Genomic DNA, 19,764 nt, shown 5'->3' with positions numbered 1-19,764 from the left:
TCGGCGAAGGCAGCCGCACCCGCTGCTGCGCCCGCGCCGGCAGCGCAGGCGTCCGCACCGGCACCCGCCGCAGCTCCGGCACCTGCGCCGGTCGCTGCAGCACCTGCCGCCTCGGGTAGTCAGCCTATCAGCCACGCAAGCCCCTCCGTGCGCAAGTTTGCCCGCGAACTTGGTGTGGACGTCACGCAAGTGAAGGGCACCGGTCCCAAGGGCCGTGTGGTGGTCGAAGACGTGCGTAATTTCGTCAAGAGCGCGCTCGCAGGCAATCGCCCGGCGGCTGGCGGCGCTGCGCCGGCAGGTGGTGGCGAGCTGAATCTGCTGCCGTGGCCGAAGGTCGACTTCTCGAAGTACGGTCCGGTCGAACCGAAGGCGCTCTCGCGCATCAAGAAGATCTCCGGCGCGAACCTGCATCGCAACTGGGTGATGATCCCGCACGTCACGAACAACGACGAAGCGGATATCGGCGAGCTCGAAGCGTTCCGCGTGCAATTGAACAAGGAAAACGAGAAGGCCGGCATCAAGGTGACGATGCTTGCGTTCGTGATCAAGGCTTGCGTGCTGGCCTTGAAGAAGTTCCCGACGTTCAACGCCAGCCTCGACGGCGACAATCTGGTCTTCAAGCAGTATTTCCACATCGGCTTCGCGGCCGATACGCCGAATGGTCTCGTGGTGCCGGTCGTTCGCGACGCAGACAAGAAGGGTGTCTTCGAGATCGCCCGCGAAACGTCGGAACTGGCGAAGCTCGCTCGCGAGGGCAAGCTGAAGCCGGATCAGATGCAAGGTGGTTGCTTCTCGATTTCGTCGCTCGGCGGTATCGGTGGTACGACGTTCACGCCGATCATCAATGCGCCGGAAGTGGCGATTCTGGGGCTGTCGCGTTCGTACCAGAAGCCGGTGTGGGACGAAGGTAAGCAACAGTTCCTGCCGCAGCTGACGTTGCCGCTGTCGCTGTCCTACGATCACCGTGTGATCGATGGCGCAGAAGCCGCTCGCTTCAACGCCTACCTGGGCCAACTGTTGGCGGACTTCCGTCGCGCGATGCTGTAATGGGCACGGGCCGCCGGCAGCGTGTCAACGCGCCGGCGGCTCTCGCGCACGCTTCAGGATTCTGGACGGGGAGGGCAACATGACCACCGTGGTAGTCGTCAAGAAGGCAGGTGAGATCGCCATTGCCGCCGATTCGCTCGTTACGTTCGGCGATACGCGGCTTTCGCAATCGTACGAAGAGAACCGCAAGGTCTTTCTTGTGGGCGATTCGTATGTCGGTCTGGCCGGCACGACAGCGCACTTTCCGGTCATGCGAGCCATTCTCTCCGGCATGGCGGACGAATGTCGTCTGCATTCCCGCGACGAAGTCTTTCGCACGTTCTGCCGCGTCCACCAGAAGCTCAAGGAAGAGTATTTCCTCAACACGAAGGAAGAGGAAGACGACCCGTACGAGTCGTCGCAGATCACCAGTGTGATCGCGAATCCGACCGGAATCTACGGGGTCTATTCCTACCGGGAAGTGTTTGTTTTCGATCGGTTCTGGGGCATCGGGTCGGGGCGTAATTTCGCGCTCGGCGCCATGTATGCCCTCTACGACCAGGATCTGAGCGCAAGTGCCATCGCCGAGGCGGGCGTCAAGGCGGGCGCAGAATTCGATAAGAGTTCGGCTGGCCCGTTTCAGGTGCATGCGTTTCCGATCGATACCACCATCAAGTCATAAATGCGACAGGGAGACCCCGCATGAGTCTCATTGAAGTCAAGGTGCCGGATATCGGCGCAGAGGGCGTGGATGTCATCGAAGTGATGATCAAGCCCGGCGACAAGATCGCCAAGGATGCGTCGCTCATTACGCTGGAATCCGACAAGGCTTCCATGGAAGTGCCGTCCGAAGTGGCGGGCACGGTCAAGGAAGTCAAGATCAAGGTGGGCGACAAGGCCAGCGAAGGTACGTTGATTGCCATCGTCGAAGCCGAAGACGCAGCAGCGGCCAAGCCGGCGGCTCCTGCAGCCGCACCGGCCGCCGCGCCTGCTCCGGCTGCGCCGGCAGCCGCCCCCGCTGCCGCGAGTGCCCCGGCACCGGTCGCCGCACAACATACCGGCGGCGCCGATATCGAGTGTGAAGTGCTTGTGCTGGGCGCAGGCCCCGGCGGTTACTCCGCAGCGTTCCGCAGCGCTGACCTGGGCCGAAAGACGGTACTGGTCGAGCGTTACGCAACGCTCGGCGGCGTGTGTCTGAACGTCGGTTGTATTCCGTCGAAGGCGTTGCTGCACACGGCGGCAGTGCTTGAAGAAGCGCAGTCGCTCGGCCATCACGGCATCTCGTTCGCGAAGCCGGAAGTCGATCTCGGCAAACTGCGTGCTTACAAGGAAAGCGTTGTCGGCAAGCTGACCGGTGGTCTGGCCGGAATGGCCAAGATGCGCAAGGTCGAGGTCGTCCATGGTGTCGGTGCATTCCTCGATGCCAACCACGTTGAAGTGGTCGACAAGGACGGGGCTAAGCGCGTGGTGAAATTCGCTCAGGCGATCATCGCCGCGGGTTCGCAAGCCGTGAAGCTGCCGTTCCTGCCGGAAGATCCGCGCATCGTCGATTCGACTGGCGCGTTGGAATTGCGTCAATTGCCGAAGAAGATGCTGGTCATCGGTGGTGGCATCATCGGTCTGGAAATGGCGACGGTCTACAGCGCATTGGGCTCCGAGATCGACGTCGTGGAAATGCTCGACGGTCTGATGCAAGGTGCCGACCGCGATCTGGTCAAAGTCTGGGAGAAGATGAACGCGAAGCGCTTTGGTCGCGTCATGCTCAAGACCAAGACCGTGGGTGCCGAGGCGAAGGCCGATGGTATCTACGTGAAGTTCGAGGGTGAAGCGGCACCGGCCGAACCGCAGCGCTACGATCTCGTGCTGGTTGCCGTGGGCCGTAGCCCGAACGGTAAGAAGATCAGTGCCGAGAAGGCAGGCGTGGTGGTCGGCGATCGCGGGTTCATCTCGGTGGACAAGCAGATGCGTACCAACGTGTCGAACATCTTCGCGATCGGCGATATCGTCGGTCAGCCGATGCTGGCGCACAAGGCCGTGCACGAAGCGCACGTTGCCGCTGAGGCGGCCGCAGGTGAGAAGGCCTACTTCGACGCGATCCAGATCCCGTCGGTGGCATACACCGATCCGGAAGTGGCTTGGGCCGGCAAGACCGAAGACCAGTTGAAGGCCGAAGGCGTGAAGTATGGCAAGGCAGTGTTCCCGTGGGCAGCATCGGGCCGCGCCATTGCCAACGGTCGTGACGAGGGCTTCACCAAGGTGCTGTTCGACGAAGAGACGCATCGCATCGTGGGTGGCGCCATCGTCGGCACGCATGCGGGCGATCTGATCGGCGAACTGTGCCTGGCAGTCGAGATGGGCGCAGATGCGGTTGATATCGGCAAGACGATTCACCCGCACCCGACGTTGGCTGAGTCGGTCGGCATGGCCGCCGAGATCTATGAAGGTGTCTGCACCGACGTTCCGCCGCCGCGCAAGAAGTAATTTGGCGTGAATGCCAGAACGCATCGCCCGCTCATGCAGCGACGGGCGATTGCGGGACAGTGCCGGTGAAACGCGGCCATGACATAGTCCTCCTCGCAAGCGCGGGAGGACTGCCGATGGCAGCGTAAAAAAACCGTCATCCCAATCCGGGGTGACGGTTTTTTATTGTGCGATGAGCGTGCAGGGGGAGGAGGCGCAGGGCGGTTCGGTCTTTCGACGACATGGCGATCGTAGCGCACACCAAAAAGAAAACCCGGCGCAAGGCCGGGTCCGAAAGGTACCTGCGGTACCGAGGAGACAACTGGGTGTGACTTCCGCTCGGGCCACCGCTACAACAATGGTGACTCGCGGAGGGCGTCCCTCCTCAATGCAGGGGCGCTATCGATTACTTCTTGGCAGTGGCAGCACGCGAAGCCTGAGCCGCAGCCTTCGAGGCGACGCTGGTCGCAGCAGCGAAGTTCGTTTCGGCGATTTCAACGGCTTGCTTGGTTGCCTTCTGCACGCTGTCGAACGCGCTGTTGGCGGCGGACAGTGCCGACTTGGCCAGTGCGACTGCCGACTCCGAACCGGCCGGGGCATTCTTGGCCAGGTTGTCGAACAGGGCCTGCACGTTGTGCGAGCCTTCTGCCAGTTGGGCTTCGGCGACCTTGGTCACTTCGGCTTGCGTCGACGAAGCGATTTCATACAGGTGACGGCCGTAAGCGAGCGCCTTCTCGGCAGCCGGCTGAACCAGGTTGGCTTGCAGGGCGAGCAGCTCCTGGGCGTCCTTCACTGCGAAAGCCTTCTGTGCGGTCGAGGCGGTCTCGGCCAGCGATGCCTTCACGGCTTGCAGGTTCAGCTCGACCAGCTTCTCAACGCCTTCGAAGGCCTTGTTGGTCAGGCCGAAGAGGGTTTCCAGATTGGCTTTGTGGGCAGCAGCGAGTTGCTCGGGGGTCAGAAACGACATGGCGTTCTCCTATGGTGTCATACACAGCATATGGACCCACTCCGTGTTCGCTCGTTGGTTCTCACCTTATGGCGGTGAAACCACGGTTGGGGCCTTCTCAAATTCGGTGCGATTTCTTTTGTGCATCGCACAATTGCAAGTGTAGAGATATTTTTGTGACTGTCAAGCTATTTTTGTGCGGCGCACAAATTCAATAAAGACTTAAGAAATCAAAAGCTTGGGATCCCGTGACGGCGATGTGACACCGCGTTGCGGCGAATCGGCCATCCGTGGCAAATCGTTGGTAGATGCGGCTTTGCACCGAATTCGCCCCATCGATTTGCACCATTCTGGCGCCCCGCGTCCCTTGCTGGGCGATGGTAATATCGATGAGTTCCGGCACTGGCAGGACGGCTACGCGCATGTTACCGACCCTCGTTTAGAGGAAGGCTTCGCGACTGCCGTTCGCCAGTGCCGCTGTCATTCAACGCTTTTCGCGTGCCGTCACCGTCGGCCACCTGCATCGATGCAAGCGTTCTACAGCGATCATTTCGTCCTGCCACTGCCGCCGGGCCACCGGTTCCCCATGGAGAAGTACGCGCGCTTGCGTGAGCGCGTTGCGTCCGAATTACCTCAGGTCGAGCTGGCCGAAGCGTTGCCTGCAGACGATACGATGCTCGGTCGTGTCCATTCGGCAGAGTACGTCGCACGCGTAGGTGCAGGTGAGCTGGATCCGAAAGAGCAGCGCAGTATCGGGTTTCCCTGGTCGCCGCAGATGGTCGAACGGTCGCGTCGCTCGGCCGGCGCAACGGTCGCCGCGTGCCGTGCGGCCCTGATCGACGGCGTGGCGGCCAACCTTGCCGGGGGCACGCATCATGCCTACGCTGACCGAGGCGAGGGCTTCTGTGTCTTCAACGATGCTGCTGTGGCGGCCCGCGCGATGCAAGCGGAACTCGGGCCGGGCACACGCGTGGCGATCATCGACCTCGATGTGCATCAGGGCAACGGCACCGCTGCTATCTTCGAGCACGATCCGAGTGTCTTTACGCTGTCGCTGCACGGCGAGCACAACTACCCTTTTCACAAGGCGACTGGCGATCTCGACGTGGCGTTGCCCGATGGCTGTGGCGACGACGAATACCTTGTCGCGCTTGGCCACGCGCTCACGGACCTCTTTGCGCAATTCACGCCGACACTCGCGATCTATCTTGCTGGCGCCGATCCGCTGGAAAATGACCGCCTCGGACGCCTCGCGCTCACGCATGACGGCCTGCTCGCACGCGATCATCGGGTACTGACGGCGTGTGCAGAGCGCGGCTTGCCGGTCGCGATAGCGATGGCAGGAGGCTACGGACGCGACATCGGGCAGACCGTGGCGGCGCACTTCGCAACGATCCGGCTTGCCAGCCAGTTCGCCCGGATCAACCGGAACGGCCGTAGCGAAGATCGCGCGTCGTCAGGCGGGATGTACGCATGAGTGAACCTCGAATGAACCCGTCACCTGCGTCCCATCCGGCCACTGTTGAGCCGACGAGAAGCGGACGAATGGCCATCTGGACGGCGACCATGCCGTGGTGGTTCGTGCTGATCTGGAGCACGGGATTCATCGTGGCCAAGTACGGCATGCCCAATGCCGAACCGCTGACGTTCCTTGCCTGGCGCTACGGTTGCACGCTAGTGGTGATGTTGCCGATCATGTGGTTGACGCGCACGCCGTGGCCGATGCGGCATGTGCTGGAGGGGAATGTCCGCGAGGTGCCGACAGTTCGCGCCGAGCGCATCGACTGGCCGTTAATTGCGCATCTCGCGATCTCCGGCATTCTGATTCAGGCGGTGTATCTCGGTGGTGTCTGGGCGGCGATCAAACACGGGGCGCCCGCAGGGTTGGCGGCGCTGATCGTTGGCATTCAACCGCTTCTGACCGCGCTTTTCGCGCGTGTTGTCGGTGAACCGGTGTCGCGCCGTCAATGGCTGGGGCTGCTGTGCGGTTTCATCGGGGTCGGACTGGTGGTGGCCAACAAGGTGGGCGTGCGCGGCGTTGGGGTAGGGGTGATCGCGCTGTGCGTGCTCAGTCTGGTTGCGATTACGGCCGGTACGCTGTACCAGAAACGCTTTTGCTCGCACTTTGATCTGCGTGTGGGCACGGTGGTGCAATTCGGTGCGGCATTCCTGGTGACGTTGCCCGCCGCATGGGCACTGGAGACGATGCAGGTGCGCTGGAATGCCGAGATGATCGGCGCTCTGGCGTGGTCGGTGCTTGCGCTCTCCATCGGCGCCATCTCGCTGCTGTTCCTGCTGATTCGTCGCGGGGCGGCGACCAAGGTTTCCAGTCTGATGTATCTGACGCCCCCGACCACGGCCGTCATGGCGTGGTTGTTGTTCGGCGAGACGTTATCCCCGCTGAGTGCGGCGGGGATGATCGTGGCCGCGTTGGGCGTTGCGCTCGTGATTGAGCGCCGGGCGGCGTCCCCGGCCTCGTGAGCGTCGCGCCACCTCTCTCCCTCTTTATCGTCAGCCGTCAACGAAGCGTTATGAAACACCCAGATCCGCGTACAGCCGCTACGTCGGCAACGACGTCTGCCGCCAGTACTGCTAACGCTGCAAACGTTCCTGTTATGTCTAACCCCTCTGACCCTTCAAACGCCACCGATATTTCCGGCACGTCTGGCACGTCGGGTGCGACGAACATCCAGGTGCCGCCGGAGGCTGGGGAAAGTACGCATCCCCCGGCTGTCAACGATAACGCGGGGTTGCGCGTGGAATATGTCGACGAGGCTATTCGTAGCCGTCGATCGATTCGTGCCTATTTACCGACGCCGGTACCGCAGGCGACCGTGGCGGACATCTTGTCGGTCGCGTCGCGTGCCCCGTCGGGCAGCAACATTCAGCCATGGCAGACGTACGCGCTTTCGGGCGATGCGCTGAAGCGGTTGACGTCGCGCTTGCTGGACGCGTTCAACGATCCGGCGCAGCGCTTGATGCACCAGGAGGAGTATGCGTACTACCCGCGCGAGTGGACCGAGCCCTATCAGGCACGGCGTCGCAAAGTCGGGTGGGATCTGTACGGGTTGCTGGGCATCGGTCGCGCGGACAAGGCGAGGATGCATGGTCAGCATGCGCGCAACTTCACGTTCTTCGACGCGCCGGTCGGGTTGATTTTCACGATCGACCGGCATCTGGAGCAGGGCAGTTGGCTTGACTACGGCATGTTCCTGCAAGGCGTGATGATTGCGGCGCGGGCGCGCGGGCTGGATACCTGTCCGCAAGCGGCGTTTGCCACGTTCCACCAAGTCATTGCCGACGAGCTGCGCTTGCCGGAGACCCGGATGGTGGTATGCGGCATGGCGTTGGGTTACGCGGACCCGAATGCCGTTGAAAACGGTCTTGTCACCGAGCGTGCGCCCCTCCAGGAGTGGGCGCACTTTTTGAATTAACGAATATCAAGAGGTTGGCGTTATTTGGCAAAATTTGGCGAATGTGGAATTGAGCGCGTTGCGCTGCACAAAACTGCCAGATGCCGGTTTAAGTATTTCAGCTAAGTCATTCATATTGCTTATTTTTTCGGAAGTTACTAAACTTCTCCCAAACTCGTTGCCTGCCAACCTTACGCTACTCCCAATCTATGTACGCGATCACCACCCTTGCGCGTCTGTGCCGCTCCCGTCTCTGGGGTGCTGCCGTCGTGGCGATCTCGCTCGCCGCCGGTGCCCCGGCAGTCGTTCACGCCGCCGGTAAGACGAGCGATTGCTCGAAGACGGCCAAGACTGCTGCCCAGAAACGCGCGTGCGCGAATCCCAAGGCGACGAAAGCCGTCGCCACGTCCAAATCCGGTGCCAAACGTGCCGCCGCCACACCTGCCGCTCGTGAAGTGAAGAGCGCGAAGGTCAACGGCAAGGCACGCAAGCTCGCCGCCGTCGAAGACGACGGGCCCGCAGCGAAAAAGGTCGCCGTCAAACGCGTCGTCTACAAGAACGGCAAGCGCCGTGTCGTGACGTCGTATCGCACCGTCAACTTTGCACCGCAAGCACCGGAGCGTCTGTCGACGGGCCGTGCCTTCGGTCTGCATGAGACGCCCGATGCGCTCGCGCTGCGCTCCTCCGTCGCGTATGTCGTCGACGAACGCACCGGTGAGTCGCTGTTCGACAAGAATTCGCAAGCCGTGCTGCCGATCGCTTCGATCTCGAAGCTGATGACGGCCATGGTGTCGCTCGACGCTGGTGTCCCGATGACGGACGTCATGGAAGTGACCGATGAAGATCGCGACTACGAGAAGGGCACGGGCTCGCGCCTGTCGGTGGGTTCGCGTCTGTCGCGCGAAGACATGCTGCACATTGCACTGATGTCGTCGGAAAACCGCGCGGCTGCTGCACTGTCGCGTTACTTCCCGGGTGGCCGTCCGGCATTCCTCGCCGCGATGAACGCCAAGGCGAAGCAACTGGGCATGAACGACACGCACTTCAATGATCCGACGGGCCTGTCGAGCCAGAACGTATCGAGCGCGCGTGACCTCGTGAAGATGGTCAAGGCTGCGTATCAATACCCGATGATTCGTCGTTTCTCGACGGACAGCAATTACGACGTCAACACCGGTCGTCGCGAATTGCATTACGTCAGCACGAACCACCTGATCGGTCATTCGGGTTGGGAAATCGGCTTGCAGAAGACGGGCTACATCAACGAAGCCGGTCAGTGTCTCGTGATGCAGGCGAACGTCGAAGGCCGCCCGGTGATCATGATTCTGCTCGACTCGACGGGCAAGTATTCGCGCTTCGCCGACGCCACGCGCGTTCGTAAGTGGCTGCTGGAAGGTGGCGGCGCTACGCCGCAGCGCACCGCAGGTAACGTGCCGACGGCACAGGTTGCGACCAACAACGGTCACGCGCTGTAATTCGACGCGTCAGCGACCCGGCATCAAAAGAAAGGCGCTCCCTCGGGAGCGCCTTTTGTTTTGCCTTTTGCTGCTTTACTCCACCGTCGCCATTTGCGACAGGCCGTTCGTGTCCGGATTGGGGGCATGGAAGCCGAGTGACGACGAGATTTGCAGCGCCGTCTCGTTCAGATTCGCGAGCCAGGCATCTTGCAATCGGTCGGCCGGTGCGGACAGCGACAGTCCCGCGACCAGCTTGCCGCTGTCGTCATAAATCCCGGCAGCGATGCATCGCACCCCTAACTCAAGTTCCTCGTTATCGCGCGCATATCCCGATTTGCGGACGTGCGTCAGCTCGCGTTCGAGTTTCTGCAGGTCGGTGATGCTGTTGCGCGTGTGACCCGAGAGTCCGGTGCGTGTCGCATAGGCGCGCACGCGCGAGGCTTCGTCGGCCGCAAGAAACAGCTTGCCGACGGAGGTGAGATGCAACGGCGCGTGGCCCCCGATGGCGCGCACGACCTGCATGCCCGAGCGCTCGCTGTAGGCGCGCTCGATGTAGACGATTTCGTCCCCCTGGCGTACCGACAGATTGACCGTCTGCCCGGTGATACGGTGCAGTCCGCGCATCGGCGTGAGCGCGGCGTCGCGGACCGACAGGCGTGCTTTGACCAGATTGCCGAGTTCGAGCAGACGCATGCCGAGACGGTAGGTCCCCGGGTCGCAACGATCGACGAAGCGGCACGCCACCATGTCGTTCAGGATGCGGTGCGCGGTGGATGGATGAAGTTCGGTGGCTTGCGCCAACTCCTTGAGGCTGACGGGATCGGCATGACCGGCAAGTGCATCGAGCAGACGCATCATGCGCTCGATTACCTGAATGGACGTGCGCGACTCCGTGCTTTGACTGGTGTCGTCTTTCATGAGGTAGGGCCGAGTTTCGTATAGCGTCGATTCTATATCATATTGTGAAAAATTCGCACCCTTCCTGTAGAGGACTTCTGCGAAAACGCGGCGCCGGATGTGACTCCCACAAGGGATGCGTCGAAGTTGCAGTATCTGCGTGCCGAAACCGAAAGTGGCCCGAATCGCGCGTCGCTAGCATGCATCCGTACTTCATCAACGACGCCTGACCCCTGCGTTGCAGCGTGAGTGGTCGACGCGTCACAACGGAGGTGTTGCGCATGTTCGGGTATGTGTACGCACCGGCGGTCGCGAAGTGGCCAGTGGGGCAGAAGCGGATGCAATGCGTTGACGCCGGCGTGGGGACGTCCATTGCCGGGACGCGGGCCGAAATCGCCGGAAGGTTCGCCAGTATCGCCAACGCAAGGTCTCGTCTCGGGATGAGTGCCCACGATATCGGTGAGCTGGAAGCGTCTTTTCAGAAGGCGTTCAGGAAAGCGACGTCTGGCTACTGGAAGGGTGGGTTGTGGGATGGGTGCTGGCGGTACCGATCGTCATTCGCACAACACGGGGTGTACTCGCGGGTTCGCGATCAGTTGGAGGTTCGGAGTCCGGAGCACCTGACGCCATCCGCAAAACGCTTTCGCGAGATTCTCGCGCGTCTCGACGACGTGCTGCTCAAAGAGGAGGAGGCCATTGAACATTGCACACGACTACGCGATCGTGCTGCCCAACTGGAAGCCAGGATATTCGCCGATGTCTCCGACGAGCGAGCGGCTTATGCCGACGTCAAGGCGGATTGCGCGGTGGCCATTGCGCAGACCAGCCGGTGTCTTGCCGACGCCCGCAGAGCGGCAACCCTGGCGTCGAGGCAGGTCTGGCCTGACAAGAAGCATTACGGCAAGCGATTTTCGCTTTCGGGCGGTTTGTATCTGGTGGCGGCGACTGTTGCGGCACTGGCGCTTGCAAAGGTAGGTCTGGTGATTGCCGTGATCGGATTTGCGGTGACGATGCTCATCCGCATTGTGAGTCTGGGGAGTATCCGCGGATTCGATCGCGAGCGTGGGTGGAAGGCGACGGAGAGCCTGTTGGAGTCAACGAAGCAACTATTACGAAATGAGGAGACGGAAATGAGAGCGTATCTCGAGGGTATTCAGGCGAAAACTTCGCAGCGTCTGGACGACATGGTGTGGAATCGTCTCGGCAATCTCATGGAAGGACAGCAGGAGATGTCCCGTGACTTGCGCAGTCTTGAGCACAGAATGTCGGGCGTCGAGCAGAAATTGGACGGTATGGACCGAAGAATCGGCGACGTCTCTGGCAAGGTGGAGGGGATGGATCGAAGAGTTGGCGATCTCTCCGACAAGGTGGATGGGATGGATCGAAGAATCGACGACCTCTCTGCCAAGGTGGACGGGATGGGGCGATGCATCGGCGACGTCTCTGACACGTTGGGCCGAAGAATCGACGACGTCTCTGAGAAGGTGGACCGAAGAGTCGGCGACGTCTCCGATAAGGTGGACAGGCTGCGCGATTCGCTCACCGACCGGATGGGCGCGATGAGCGCCGATCTGCGCGCTGTAGCGGAGGCACAGCGCGCGCATTCGTGTGGCCGGCAGGCGTCGCCGGAAGCTACCGCCCTTGCGTCCAACCGGATGCCGCCGTCGCGCGCGAATTCCTGGGGCTACTACAGCAAGAACGTGCCGCATATGGCATAAGCGCTCACGCGACGTGCGGGAATCCACGCTGGGCCCGTGCGGCCCAGCGACTTATAATGGCGCATTATTCCCGAAAAGAGGATTCCCCCAATGCGCGTCGGACTGTTTGTCACATGTCTGATCGACATGATGCGCCCGGAGATCGGTTTCTCTACGCTCAAGCTGCTTGAGACAGCCGGTTGCGAGGTCGTGATTCCCGATTCCCAGACTTGCTGCGGCCAGCCGGGCTACAACTCCGGCGAGCGCGCCATCGCCCGCGACCTCGCCCAAAAATTCCTCGACGAATTCGAATCCTTCGACTACGTGGTCGTGCCGTCGGGATCGTGCGGCGGGATGGTCAAGGCGCACTACGGCGATCTCTTTGCCGACGACCCCGAACTGATGGGGCGCTACGAACGTCTGCGCCCGCGCGTCTACGAACTGACGGATTTCCTCGTCAACGTGCTCCACATCGATACGGTGCCCGGCGATTACAACGGTGAAGTGACGTATCACGATTCCTGCTCCGGCCTGCGTGAGCTCGGTGTGAAGACGCAGCCGCGCGCGCTGCTGGCGAAAATGCCGGGCGTGAAGATGACCGAGATGAAGGACTGTCAGGCGTGCTGCGGCTTCGGCGGTACGTTCGCGCTGAAGTACGGCAACATCTCGACGGCCATCGTCGACGAGAAGTGCGCCAACATTGCCGCGAGCGGTGCACCGGCTGTCGTGCTGGGCGACCTGGGCTGCATGCTGAACATCGAAGGGCGTCTGCGTCGCACCGGCGATACGAAAACACGCGTGCTGCACATCGCCCAGGTGCTCGCCGGGGACGCATGAGCGCGATGCCGAATGTGATGCATAAACACGCCACTCTTTTCCCGATCCTACCGATCTCCGGACCCATGCGCGCTGCTGATGTCGCTTGCACGTCCGGTCTTCGCTTCTCGTGAGTCGCGATGCAAGTTCAATCGATGCAGTTCAAGGCGCGCGCCGGGCAAAAGCTCGCGGACCAGCGTCTGCAAGCCAACCTCAAGAAACTCTCGACCAAGTTCGTGACGGCGCGTGCCGCCGCCATCGAGGAAATCGATTTCGAAGCCACCCGTGAGGCGCTCAAGGAGCGTCGCAATCGTGGCATCGAGAATCTGGACGTCTGGCTGGGCATCTTCGAGCGCGAAGCGACGCGACGCGGCGCTACCGTGCTGTTCGCCGAGTCGACGCAGGACGCCGCGCGTCTGATCGCCGAGATCGCCCGCAAGCACGACGTCAAGAAGGTGATCAAGTCGAAGTCGATGGTCACCGAAGAGCTGCAACTCAACAAGGTGCTTGCCGATATGGGGGTGCAGTCCGTCGAGACGGACCTTGGCGAGTACATCCTGCAGATCAACGACAACGAGCCACCGTCGCACATCATTGCGCCGGTCGTCCACAAGGACAAGGACGAGGTTGCCGATCTGTTCGCACGCGTGCACCAGAAGCCGCGTCTGACGGAAATTCCGTTGATGACGCGCGAGGCGCGCGAGATGCTGCGTCCGCAGTTTCTATCGGCGGACATGGGCGTGACCGGCGGTAACTTCCTCGTTGCAGAGACCGGTTCCGTTGCCGTGGTGACCAACGAGGGCAACGAAGGCATGTGCACGATCATGCCGCGTGTTCACGTCGCCGTGACGGGCATCGAGAAGGTACTCCCGACACTCGAAGATCTGGCGACCGCCATGCGGTTGCTGCCGCGTTCGGCGACCGGGCAGGGCACGTCGAACTACTTCTCGTTACTCACCGGTACGCGCGCAGAAGGGGAAGTCGACGGTCCCGATCACATGTATTTCGTGCTCGTCGACGGCGGCCGTTCGGGGCTGATCGGTGGTGCGTTTCAGGAGATGCTGCGCTGCATTCGTTGCGGTGCGTGCATGAACCACTGCCCGGTGTATCAGAAGATCGGCGGCCATGCGTACGGATGGGTGTATCCGGGGCCGATGGGGTCGGTGCTCACGCCGAGCTACGTCGGTCTGGAAAAGACGCTCGATCTGCCGCAGGCGGCAACGCTGTGCGGTGAGTGCAATCGGGTCTGCCCTGTGGGTATTCCAATTTCGGATCTGCTGCGCAAGCTGCGTGAGCGTCAGGTGGATCGCGGGTTGCGTCCGTGGCAGGAGCGCGCGGCGTTGGCGGCGTGGGCATTCGCGGCTCGGCGTCCGCGTCTGTATGCAACGCTCTCGAGCCTTGGGTCGTGGGCGCTGCGGCGGATGGGGCGCGATCGCGGCAGTATCTCGAAGCTGCCGCTCGCCGGTGGCTGGACCGATACGCGTGAGATGCCGGCGCCGAGCGGCAAGACGTTCCGTGCGATGTATCGCGAGCGTCGCGCACCGCGCTGAGTCTGCGACGTAGGGAATTCGCGGCGGCGCTGCCAAAGTGCCTTCGTCGACATGAAAAAAGCTGGCCTCCTGCGGGAGCGCCAGTTTTTTTACGTCGCCTGGGTAACCGTCAGGTTCGGGCGGGCAGGGCGAGGCGTTTTTCGATGCGACGTTGCAGGGCCGACAGTCCCGTCGATAGCACCCAGTAAATGGCGGCGCACGCGAGGTAGAGCGGTAGCGGCTGATACGTCGACGCGATCACTTCCTGCGCCGAGCGCAGCAATTCCGTCACGGTAATGACGGAGACGAGCGACGTGTCCTTGATCAGGCTGATCAGGCTGTTGCCAAGACTCGGCACGGCCATGCGCAGTGCTTGCGGCGCAATGATGTAGCGCAGCGTCTGCCAGTACGACAGACCGAGGCTATACGCCGCGAGCCATTGCCCGCGAGGCATGCCTTCGAGCGCGCCGCGCATGCTTTCCGACAGATACGCGCCCACGTTCAGGCTGAGGGTGAGCACGCCGGCGGGCGTCGGGTCGAGCGAGATGCCGATACCCGGCAGGCCGTAATAGACCACGAAGATCTGCACCAGCAGCGGCGTGCCGCGCATGATGCTGACGTAAGCGCGCGCAATGCCGCGAAACACGCGTACTTTGCCGATGCCCATGATCGCCACGATGATGCCGATCGCCAGGCCGAACACCATCGACATCAAGGCGAACTTGATCGTGAGCACGGTGCCCTGCAACAGCACCGGCATGGATTGGGCGGCGAGTTCGAATGGATTCATGGGGGGATGTCTGATGATGTGTCGTGGCGCGCAAAGACGACGGCCGGCATCCGCATGATTGGCGTGATGCCGGCCGTGGGGTCATCTCCGGCGTCGGGTGTCATGGCAGTCCGACGGCCGAAGATTATCGCTACGCGGCTTGCGTTTTACTGCGCCGGCTTGGACGTATCCTTGCCGAACCACTTCTGCGAGAGCTTGGCGAGCGAGCCGTCTTGCTTCATGGCCGTCAGCGCGTCGTTGATGGCCTTCGCAAACTTCGGATTGTTCTTCTTGAACGGAATGCCGACGGCCTGATTGGTGCCCGGCAACACGGCGCCGGCTTCGAGCGGCAGCTTCGCGTTCTCGAGCAGGTAGGCCATCATCAACTGATCGTTGAGGGCAGCGTCGACACGGCCGGCGGCGAGGTCGGCGAGATACTCGGGCGCGCCCGGATACGTACGCACGTCGATGCCCGGCACGGCCTTGGCCATCGTGTCGTAGTTGCTGCCCAGACTCACGCCTAGCTTGTGGCCCTTGAGCGCGTCGAGCGTGGCGAACGGGCGCTTGTCATCTTTGCGGCGAATCAGTTGTGCTGCCGAATACGTGTACGGCTCGCTGAAGTCCAGCGACTTCTTGCGCTCGTCGGTGATCGCGACCTGATTGACGATGACGTCGAACTTGCCGGCCTGAAGGCCGCCGATGATGCCGCTCCATTCCGTCTTGACGAACTGGGGCTTCACGCCGAGGCGTTGTGCCACGGCTTTAGCGACATCCACGTCGAAGCCGTCGAGCTGACCGCTCTTGTCGAGGTAGTTGAACGGCGGGTAGGTGCCTTCGATGCCGATCTTCAGCACGCCCGCCGACTTCACGGTGTCGAGCAGATCGGCAGCGCGGGCCGACGACGTACCGATGAGTGCTGCGGCGGCGAGCGGTACGAGGCAAAGCGTCTTGAGCCAGGATTTCATAGTGTCTGGTTTTCCCTTTGGCAGATGAAGCGGATGATGGGGCGCCGACGTTCGACCTGTCAGACCGTACGCAGCGCTTGCACGCATTCTCGCACCAGCTCGGGGCCGCGGTAAATCAGGCCGCTGTACACCTGTACCAGACTGGCGCCCGCATCGAGCTTCGCCTGGGCGTCGGCGCCCGACAGAATGCCGCCCACACCGACGATTGGCAGCGCACCGCCCAACTCGGTCGCCAGGGCACGGATCACGCGATTCGAGGCGTCGAACACGGGGCGTCCCGACAGGCCGCCGGTTTCGTTGGCGTTCGGCAGACCGGCGACGGCTTCGCGCGAGAGCGTGGTGTTCGTGGCGATCACACCATCGAAACCATGGCGCGTGAGCGTGCCCGCGATCACCTTGATCTGTTCGTCGTCGAGGTCCGGGGCAATCTTCAGCGCGATCGGCACGTACTTGCCGTGACGATCGGACAGCGCGCGCTGTTTGTCCTTGAGCTTGCCGAGCAGGGCGTCGAGTTCGTCGCCGCCTTGCAATTGACGCAGATTCTTGGTGTTGGGCGACGAGATGTTCACCGTCACGTAAGTCGCGTACGGATAGACCTTCTCAAGGCAGATGAGATAGTCGTCGACGGCGCGCTCAATGGGCGTGTCGGCATTCTTGCCGATGTTCAGGCCCAGCGGGCCCTTGTAGCGGGCCGACTGCACGTTCTGGAGAAATTGCTCGACGCCGCCGTTGTTGAAGCCCATGCGATTGATGATCGCCTCGGCCTGCGGCAAGCGGAAAATGCGGGGCTTCGGGTTGCCGGATTGCGGGCGCGGTGTGACCGTTCCCACTTCAACGAAGCCAAAGCCGAGGGCGGCGAGGCCATCGATGCAACTGCCGTCCTTGTCGAGGCCGGCGGCAAGGCCGACCGGGTTCGGGAAGCGGATGCCCATCACCGTGCGGGGATCTTCGGGCAGCGTCTGACCGACGAGGCCCGAGAGGCCAAGCGAGGCGACGCCACGCAGCGTGGCCAGCGTCAGGTGGTGAGCTTGTTCGGCATCAAGACAGAACAGGGCGCGACGGGCCAGAGGATAGAGAGGCGCAAGCACGATGTCGGGTTCGGCAGAATCGGAAAGTCGCCATTTTACCGGTATCCCGGGCGCGGAGCGCGTCTTTTTCTACGCTCTGCGTACTCTCAATTTACGTGAGTTCTGTCGCGGAATGAACGCGGTGCGCACTGCCGACAATGGATGTGTCGCAGACGCGCCGCGTCGACAAGGGATTGCGAAGGGAGCTTACTGATCCGCCTGACCCGCAGCATCGAGCATGGCGTCGGGCATGTCTTGCCATTGGCCGTCGATCAGGCCTTGCAGGGGGCGGAAATTGGCCTTATAGACCATCTTCCGGCTCTGCTGGATCCAGTAGCCGAGATAGACGTTCGGCAAGCCGAGTGCACGCGCCTGTTCGATTTGCCAGAGGATGTTGTACGTGCCGTATGACGCACCTTCGACGTCCGGATCAAAGAACGTGTAGACCGACGATAGCCCGTCGCTGAGGATGTCGACCATGCTGATCATGCGCAGCGTGCCCGCGCCCTGATGGCCGGGCGGTTCGCGAAATTCCACGAGGCGGGAGTTCACGCGGCTTTGCAGCAGGAACTGCTCGTACTGCTCGCGGCTGTCGTGATCCATGCCGCCGCCGGCGTGGCGTCGCGACTGGTAGCGCATGTAGAGCTGGTAGTGCTCCTCGGTGTAGTGAAGCCCGGAGACGTTGACGGCGAGCGATGCGTGGCGCTTCCAGATCCGCCGCTGCGTGCGATTCGGAACGAAGCGTGCAATGGGCACACGCACGGGGACACAGGCGCGGCAGCCGTCGCAATAGGGACGATAGGTGAACACACCGCTGCGGCGAAAGCCCGCGCGCACGAGTTCGCTGTAGACGTCCGAATTGATCAGATGGCTGGGGGTGGCAACCTGCGAACGCGCCGTATGGTTGTCTAGATAGCTACAGGGATAGGGCGCCGTTGCGTAGAACTGAAGGGCGGACAGCGGAGAGAGCGGCAGTTCGTTCGGATGGGTCACTGCTAAACCTCGTGAGCCTTGTCTGCTGCGTTACCGTAGGCCAGTGCGCTGAGCATCTGTTTATCCAGACGCCAGACCGGCGCGGGGGCCATGACCGCCTTTTTCACGTGGGCCAGAAATGTCTGGCGGGGAATTTCACCCCCGCCGAGCGACGCCAGATGAGCGGTACTTTGCTGGCAGTCTATCACCTCTATTGCGTGTGTGCGTGCAAACGCGACGAGTGCGGCGAGGGCGATTTTCGACGCGTCGGTGCGCTTGGCAAACATCGATTCGCCGTAGAACATGCGCCCGAGCGCCACACCGTACAGGCCGCCGACACGCTCGCCTTCGTAGAACGTTTCCACGCTGTGCGCGAGTCCGGCATCGTGCAGCGCGCGGTAGGCGGCAACGATGGCGGGCGTGATCCACGTGCCGTCTTGTCCGCGACGTGGGGCTTGCGCACAGGCTTGCATGACGGCGGGGAAGTCGACGTCGAGGCGAATTTCCCAGGCATCTTCGCGCAGCACGCGACGCAGCAATTTTCGGAAGTTGTGACTGACGACGAAGCTCTCGGGCCGCAACACCATCCGTGGATCGGGACTCCACCACAGTACGGGTTGTCCTTGCGAGTACCAGGGGAAGATGCCTTGCCGGTAGGCGGCGAGCAGACGCTGAGGTGAGAGGTCGAGCCCGGCGGCGAGCAGTCCTGGCGCGTCGCTTGACGCGTCGAGCGCTTCGTCCACGCTTGGGAAGGGATCGTTTGCTTCGAGCCAGACGACCATGACGACGTTAGCTTTGCGGATTTGGCGTCGACTTCATGGGCAATCCGATGAAGTCGACGAAATCGGGAGGGCAGGCACCGCGAATGCCGGTGCGCTTAGACACGCAGCATCGGCGTGAGGATGTCCTCGGTGTGCGCCGTATGCACGGGCAGCGTCGGGACCGGGGTGCCGGGTACGACTTCCGACGACGCTTCGAGGTGGACGCCGAACGCCCCTGCGCGGCGATCTTCGAAGAAGAAGCGCAGCGTTTTGGCGACGGTCGGGAAGGCGATGTCGTCCCAGGGGATCTCGTCCTCCGAGAAGAGCGCGACTTCGAGACTTTCCTCGCCGGCGGCGAACTGCGGCTCGCGCATCTGTGCCAAATAGAAAATATGAACCTGGCTCACGTGCGGCACGTTGAGTACGGAGAACAGGGCGCCTACGTCGACGATAGCGCCGGCTTCCTCCAGCGTCTCGCGCGCGGCGGCCTGGGCCGTCGTCTCGCCAATCTCCATGAAGCCTGCGGGGAGCGTCCAGTAACCGAGTCGCGGCTCGATGGCGCGCTTGCACAACAACACCTGATCGCCCCACACAGGTACCGTGCCGAGCACGTTGCGCGGGTTCTGATAGTGAATGGTGCCGCAGTGTGTGCAGACATGCCGCTCGCGATTGTCGCCGGGCGGAATGCGCAACTCGACCGGGTGGCCGCAGGCGGAGCAGAATTGGATGAGAGGACGTCGGTTCATGGTTGGTGCGAGTGTATCATCGGCGACGCGCGCTGTGCGGCGACGCACACCGGGTGCCGGGATAACCCGTGGTATCGGGACGCACGTCGGCTTGCGCGCCATTTTCATCGACATGCAGACGACGACTGGAAAAATATTCAGCCAGTCATGTTGCACTGCGATGGCAATTGTCATATAATCTAATTCTTCAGACGCGGGGTGGAGCAGTCTGGCAGCTCGTCGGGCTCATAACCCGAAGGTCAC

The 19,764-nt window shown here is 62.1% G+C and carries 19 protein-coding genes; 10 read left to right on the top strand and 9 right to left on the bottom strand.

Annotated features, from left to right (window positions below; all coding sequences use genetic code 11):
- The 3 genes from A9762_RS23790 to lpdA form a co-directional block, all read left to right on the top strand.
- The coding region (locus A9762_RS23790; RefSeq protein ID WP_139133370.1) for a dihydrolipoyllysine-residue acetyltransferase at positions 1 to 1,047 on the top strand (1,047 nt) is incomplete at its 5' end.
- A gap of 79 nt (positions 1,048 to 1,126) precedes the next feature.
- A complete protein-coding gene (locus A9762_RS23785; RefSeq protein WP_010807268.1) occupies positions 1,127 to 1,708 on the top strand; it encodes a 20S proteasome subunits A/B in 582 nt (193 codons plus the stop codon).
- A 20-nt stretch (positions 1,709 to 1,728) separates the two neighbouring features.
- Positions 1,729 to 3,507 carry a dihydrolipoyl dehydrogenase gene (lpdA, locus tag A9762_RS23780; RefSeq protein WP_069344464.1) on the top strand — a complete coding sequence of 593 codons (1,779 nt, stop codon included), beginning with the start codon at positions 1,729 to 1,731 and terminating at the stop codon, positions 3,505 to 3,507.
- Positions 3,508 to 3,892: 385 nt separating this feature from the next.
- Here the strand turns inward: lpdA and A9762_RS23775 are convergent, their stop codons facing one another.
- Together A9762_RS23775 and A9762_RS23770 are read right to left on the bottom strand one after the other, a co-directional pair.
- Positions 3,893 to 4,453: a phasin family protein gene (locus A9762_RS23775; RefSeq protein ID WP_069344463.1), complete on the bottom strand. Its 561-nt coding sequence runs from the start codon at positions 4,451 to 4,453 to the stop codon at positions 3,893 to 3,895.
- 190 nt (positions 4,454 to 4,643) lie between these two features.
- Positions 4,644 to 4,856 (bottom strand): hypothetical protein, encoded by a 213-nt coding sequence (locus A9762_RS23770; RefSeq protein WP_069344462.1) that lies wholly within the window; start codon positions 4,854 to 4,856, stop codon positions 4,644 to 4,646.
- A gap of 102 nt (positions 4,857 to 4,958) precedes the next feature.
- Here A9762_RS23770 and A9762_RS23765 point away from each other — a divergent pair, with 102 nt between their 5' ends.
- The 4 genes from A9762_RS23765 to pbpG all read left to right on the top strand — a co-directional run bounded on the left by A9762_RS23765 (position 4,959) and on the right by pbpG (position 9,320).
- Positions 4,959 to 5,909, top strand: coding sequence for a histone deacetylase (locus tag A9762_RS23765; protein ID WP_069344461.1), 951 nt, complete (start codon positions 4,959 to 4,961; stop codon positions 5,907 to 5,909).
- 68 nt (positions 5,910 to 5,977) lie between these two features.
- Entirely contained in the window at positions 5,978 to 6,913 is a 936-nt protein-coding gene (locus A9762_RS23760; RefSeq protein ID WP_069344460.1) for a DMT family transporter, read from the top strand.
- 134 nt (positions 6,914 to 7,047) lie between these two features.
- On the top strand, positions 7,048 to 7,866 hold the full coding sequence (locus tag A9762_RS23755) for a nitroreductase (protein WP_083254236.1): 819 nt from the start codon (positions 7,048 to 7,050) through the stop codon (positions 7,864 to 7,866).
- Positions 7,867 to 8,054: 188 nt separating this feature from the next.
- The gene (gene pbpG / locus A9762_RS23750; RefSeq protein WP_069344458.1) at positions 8,055 to 9,320 is read left to right on the top strand and encodes a D-alanyl-D-alanine endopeptidase; all 1,266 of its coding nucleotides are present in this window, start codon (positions 8,055 to 8,057) and stop codon (positions 9,318 to 9,320) included.
- Between the two features lie 75 nt (positions 9,321 to 9,395).
- Here the strand turns inward: pbpG and A9762_RS23745 are convergent, their stop codons facing one another.
- Entirely contained in the window at positions 9,396 to 10,220 is an 825-nt protein-coding gene (locus tag A9762_RS23745; RefSeq protein WP_069344457.1) for an IclR family transcriptional regulator, read from the bottom strand.
- A gap of 260 nt (positions 10,221 to 10,480) precedes the next feature.
- On the opposite strand from A9762_RS23745, the gene A9762_RS23740 reads away from it, so the two are divergent.
- From A9762_RS23740 to A9762_RS23730, 3 genes are all read left to right on the top strand, one after another.
- Entirely contained in the window at positions 10,481 to 11,917 is a 1,437-nt protein-coding gene (locus tag A9762_RS23740) for a hypothetical protein (protein ID WP_069344456.1), read from the top strand.
- Positions 11,918 to 12,007: 90 nt separating this feature from the next.
- Positions 12,008 to 12,733 (top strand): (Fe-S)-binding protein, encoded by a 726-nt coding sequence (locus A9762_RS23735; RefSeq protein WP_069344455.1) that lies wholly within the window; start codon positions 12,008 to 12,010, stop codon positions 12,731 to 12,733.
- A 119-nt stretch (positions 12,734 to 12,852) separates the two neighbouring features.
- Positions 12,853 to 14,262 (top strand): lactate utilization protein B, encoded by a 1,410-nt coding sequence (locus tag A9762_RS23730; protein WP_069344454.1) that lies wholly within the window; start codon positions 12,853 to 12,855, stop codon positions 14,260 to 14,262.
- A 109-nt stretch (positions 14,263 to 14,371) separates the two neighbouring features.
- Here A9762_RS23730 and A9762_RS23725 read toward each other — a convergent pair whose 3' ends face one another.
- The 6 genes from A9762_RS23725 to A9762_RS23700 all read right to left on the bottom strand — a co-directional run bounded on the left by A9762_RS23725 (position 14,372) and on the right by A9762_RS23700 (position 19,503).
- Positions 14,372 to 15,031, bottom strand: a complete 660-nt coding sequence (locus A9762_RS23725; RefSeq protein WP_069344453.1) for an amino acid ABC transporter permease — start codon at positions 15,029 to 15,031, stop codon at positions 14,372 to 14,374.
- Between the two features lie 146 nt (positions 15,032 to 15,177).
- Positions 15,178 to 15,975, bottom strand: coding sequence for a transporter substrate-binding domain-containing protein (locus A9762_RS23720; RefSeq protein ID WP_069344452.1), 798 nt, complete (start codon positions 15,973 to 15,975; stop codon positions 15,178 to 15,180).
- Positions 15,976 to 16,034: 59 nt separating this feature from the next.
- Entirely contained in the window at positions 16,035 to 17,063 is a 1,029-nt protein-coding gene (locus A9762_RS23715) for a quinone-dependent dihydroorotate dehydrogenase (RefSeq protein WP_069344451.1), read from the bottom strand.
- Positions 17,064 to 17,249: 186 nt separating this feature from the next.
- Positions 17,250 to 18,035: an arginyltransferase gene (locus A9762_RS23710; protein WP_069344450.1), complete on the bottom strand. Its 786-nt coding sequence runs from the start codon at positions 18,033 to 18,035 to the stop codon at positions 17,250 to 17,252.
- Between the two features lie 2 nt (positions 18,036 to 18,037).
- Positions 18,038 to 18,796 carry a leucyl/phenylalanyl-tRNA--protein transferase gene (gene aat, locus A9762_RS23705; protein ID WP_069344449.1) on the bottom strand — a complete coding sequence of 253 codons (759 nt, stop codon included), beginning with the start codon at positions 18,794 to 18,796 and terminating at the stop codon, positions 18,038 to 18,040.
- 95 nt (positions 18,797 to 18,891) lie between these two features.
- Positions 18,892 to 19,503 carry an NUDIX hydrolase gene (locus tag A9762_RS23700; RefSeq protein ID WP_083254238.1) on the bottom strand — a complete coding sequence of 204 codons (612 nt, stop codon included), beginning with the start codon at positions 19,501 to 19,503 and terminating at the stop codon, positions 18,892 to 18,894.
- Positions 19,504 to 19,764 lie beyond the last annotated feature (261 nt).

This window comes from Pandoraea sp. ISTKB (genome assembly GCF_001721285.1).
Lineage (GTDB): Bacteria > Pseudomonadota > Gammaproteobacteria > Burkholderiales > Burkholderiaceae > Pandoraea > Pandoraea capi.
This window is presented reverse-complemented; position numbering and strand designations above follow the sequence as displayed.

Excerpts from the sequence above, each read along its gene's own strand:
- A9762_RS23735 (WP_069344455.1), top strand. The coding sequence starts at position 12,008 with ATGCGCGTCGGACTGTTTGTCACATGTCTGATCGACATGATGCGCCCG.
- A9762_RS23775 (WP_069344463.1), bottom strand. The coding sequence starts at position 4,453 with ATGTCGTTTCTGACCCCCGAGCAACTCGCTGCTGCCCACAAAGCCAAT.
- A9762_RS23720 (WP_069344452.1), bottom strand. The coding sequence starts at position 15,975 with ATGAAATCCTGGCTCAAGACGCTTTGCCTCGTACCGCTCGCCGCCGCA.
- A9762_RS23730 (WP_069344454.1), top strand. The coding sequence starts at position 12,853 with ATGCAAGTTCAATCGATGCAGTTCAAGGCGCGCGCCGGGCAAAAGCTC.
- A9762_RS23760 (WP_069344460.1), top strand. The coding sequence starts at position 5,978 with ATGGCCATCTGGACGGCGACCATGCCGTGGTGGTTCGTGCTGATCTGG.
- A9762_RS23785 (WP_010807268.1), top strand. The coding sequence starts at position 1,127 with ATGACCACCGTGGTAGTCGTCAAGAAGGCAGGTGAGATCGCCATTGCC.
- aat (WP_069344449.1), bottom strand. The coding sequence starts at position 18,796 with ATGGTCGTCTGGCTCGAAGCAAACGATCCCTTCCCAAGCGTGGACGAA.
- A9762_RS23755 (WP_083254236.1), top strand. The coding sequence starts at position 7,048 with ATGTCTAACCCCTCTGACCCTTCAAACGCCACCGATATTTCCGGCACG.
- A9762_RS23745 (WP_069344457.1), bottom strand. The coding sequence starts at position 10,220 with ATGAAAGACGACACCAGTCAAAGCACGGAGTCGCGCACGTCCATTCAG.
- A9762_RS23725 (WP_069344453.1), bottom strand. The coding sequence starts at position 15,031 with ATGAATCCATTCGAACTCGCCGCCCAATCCATGCCGGTGCTGTTGCAG.
- A9762_RS23740 (WP_069344456.1), top strand. The coding sequence starts at position 10,481 with ATGTTCGGGTATGTGTACGCACCGGCGGTCGCGAAGTGGCCAGTGGGG.
- lpdA (WP_069344464.1), top strand. The coding sequence starts at position 1,729 with ATGAGTCTCATTGAAGTCAAGGTGCCGGATATCGGCGCAGAGGGCGTG.
- A9762_RS23770 (WP_069344462.1), bottom strand. The coding sequence starts at position 4,856 with ATGCGCGTAGCCGTCCTGCCAGTGCCGGAACTCATCGATATTACCATC.
- A9762_RS23765 (WP_069344461.1), top strand. The coding sequence starts at position 4,959 with ATGCAAGCGTTCTACAGCGATCATTTCGTCCTGCCACTGCCGCCGGGC.
- pbpG (WP_069344458.1), top strand. The coding sequence starts at position 8,055 with ATGTACGCGATCACCACCCTTGCGCGTCTGTGCCGCTCCCGTCTCTGG.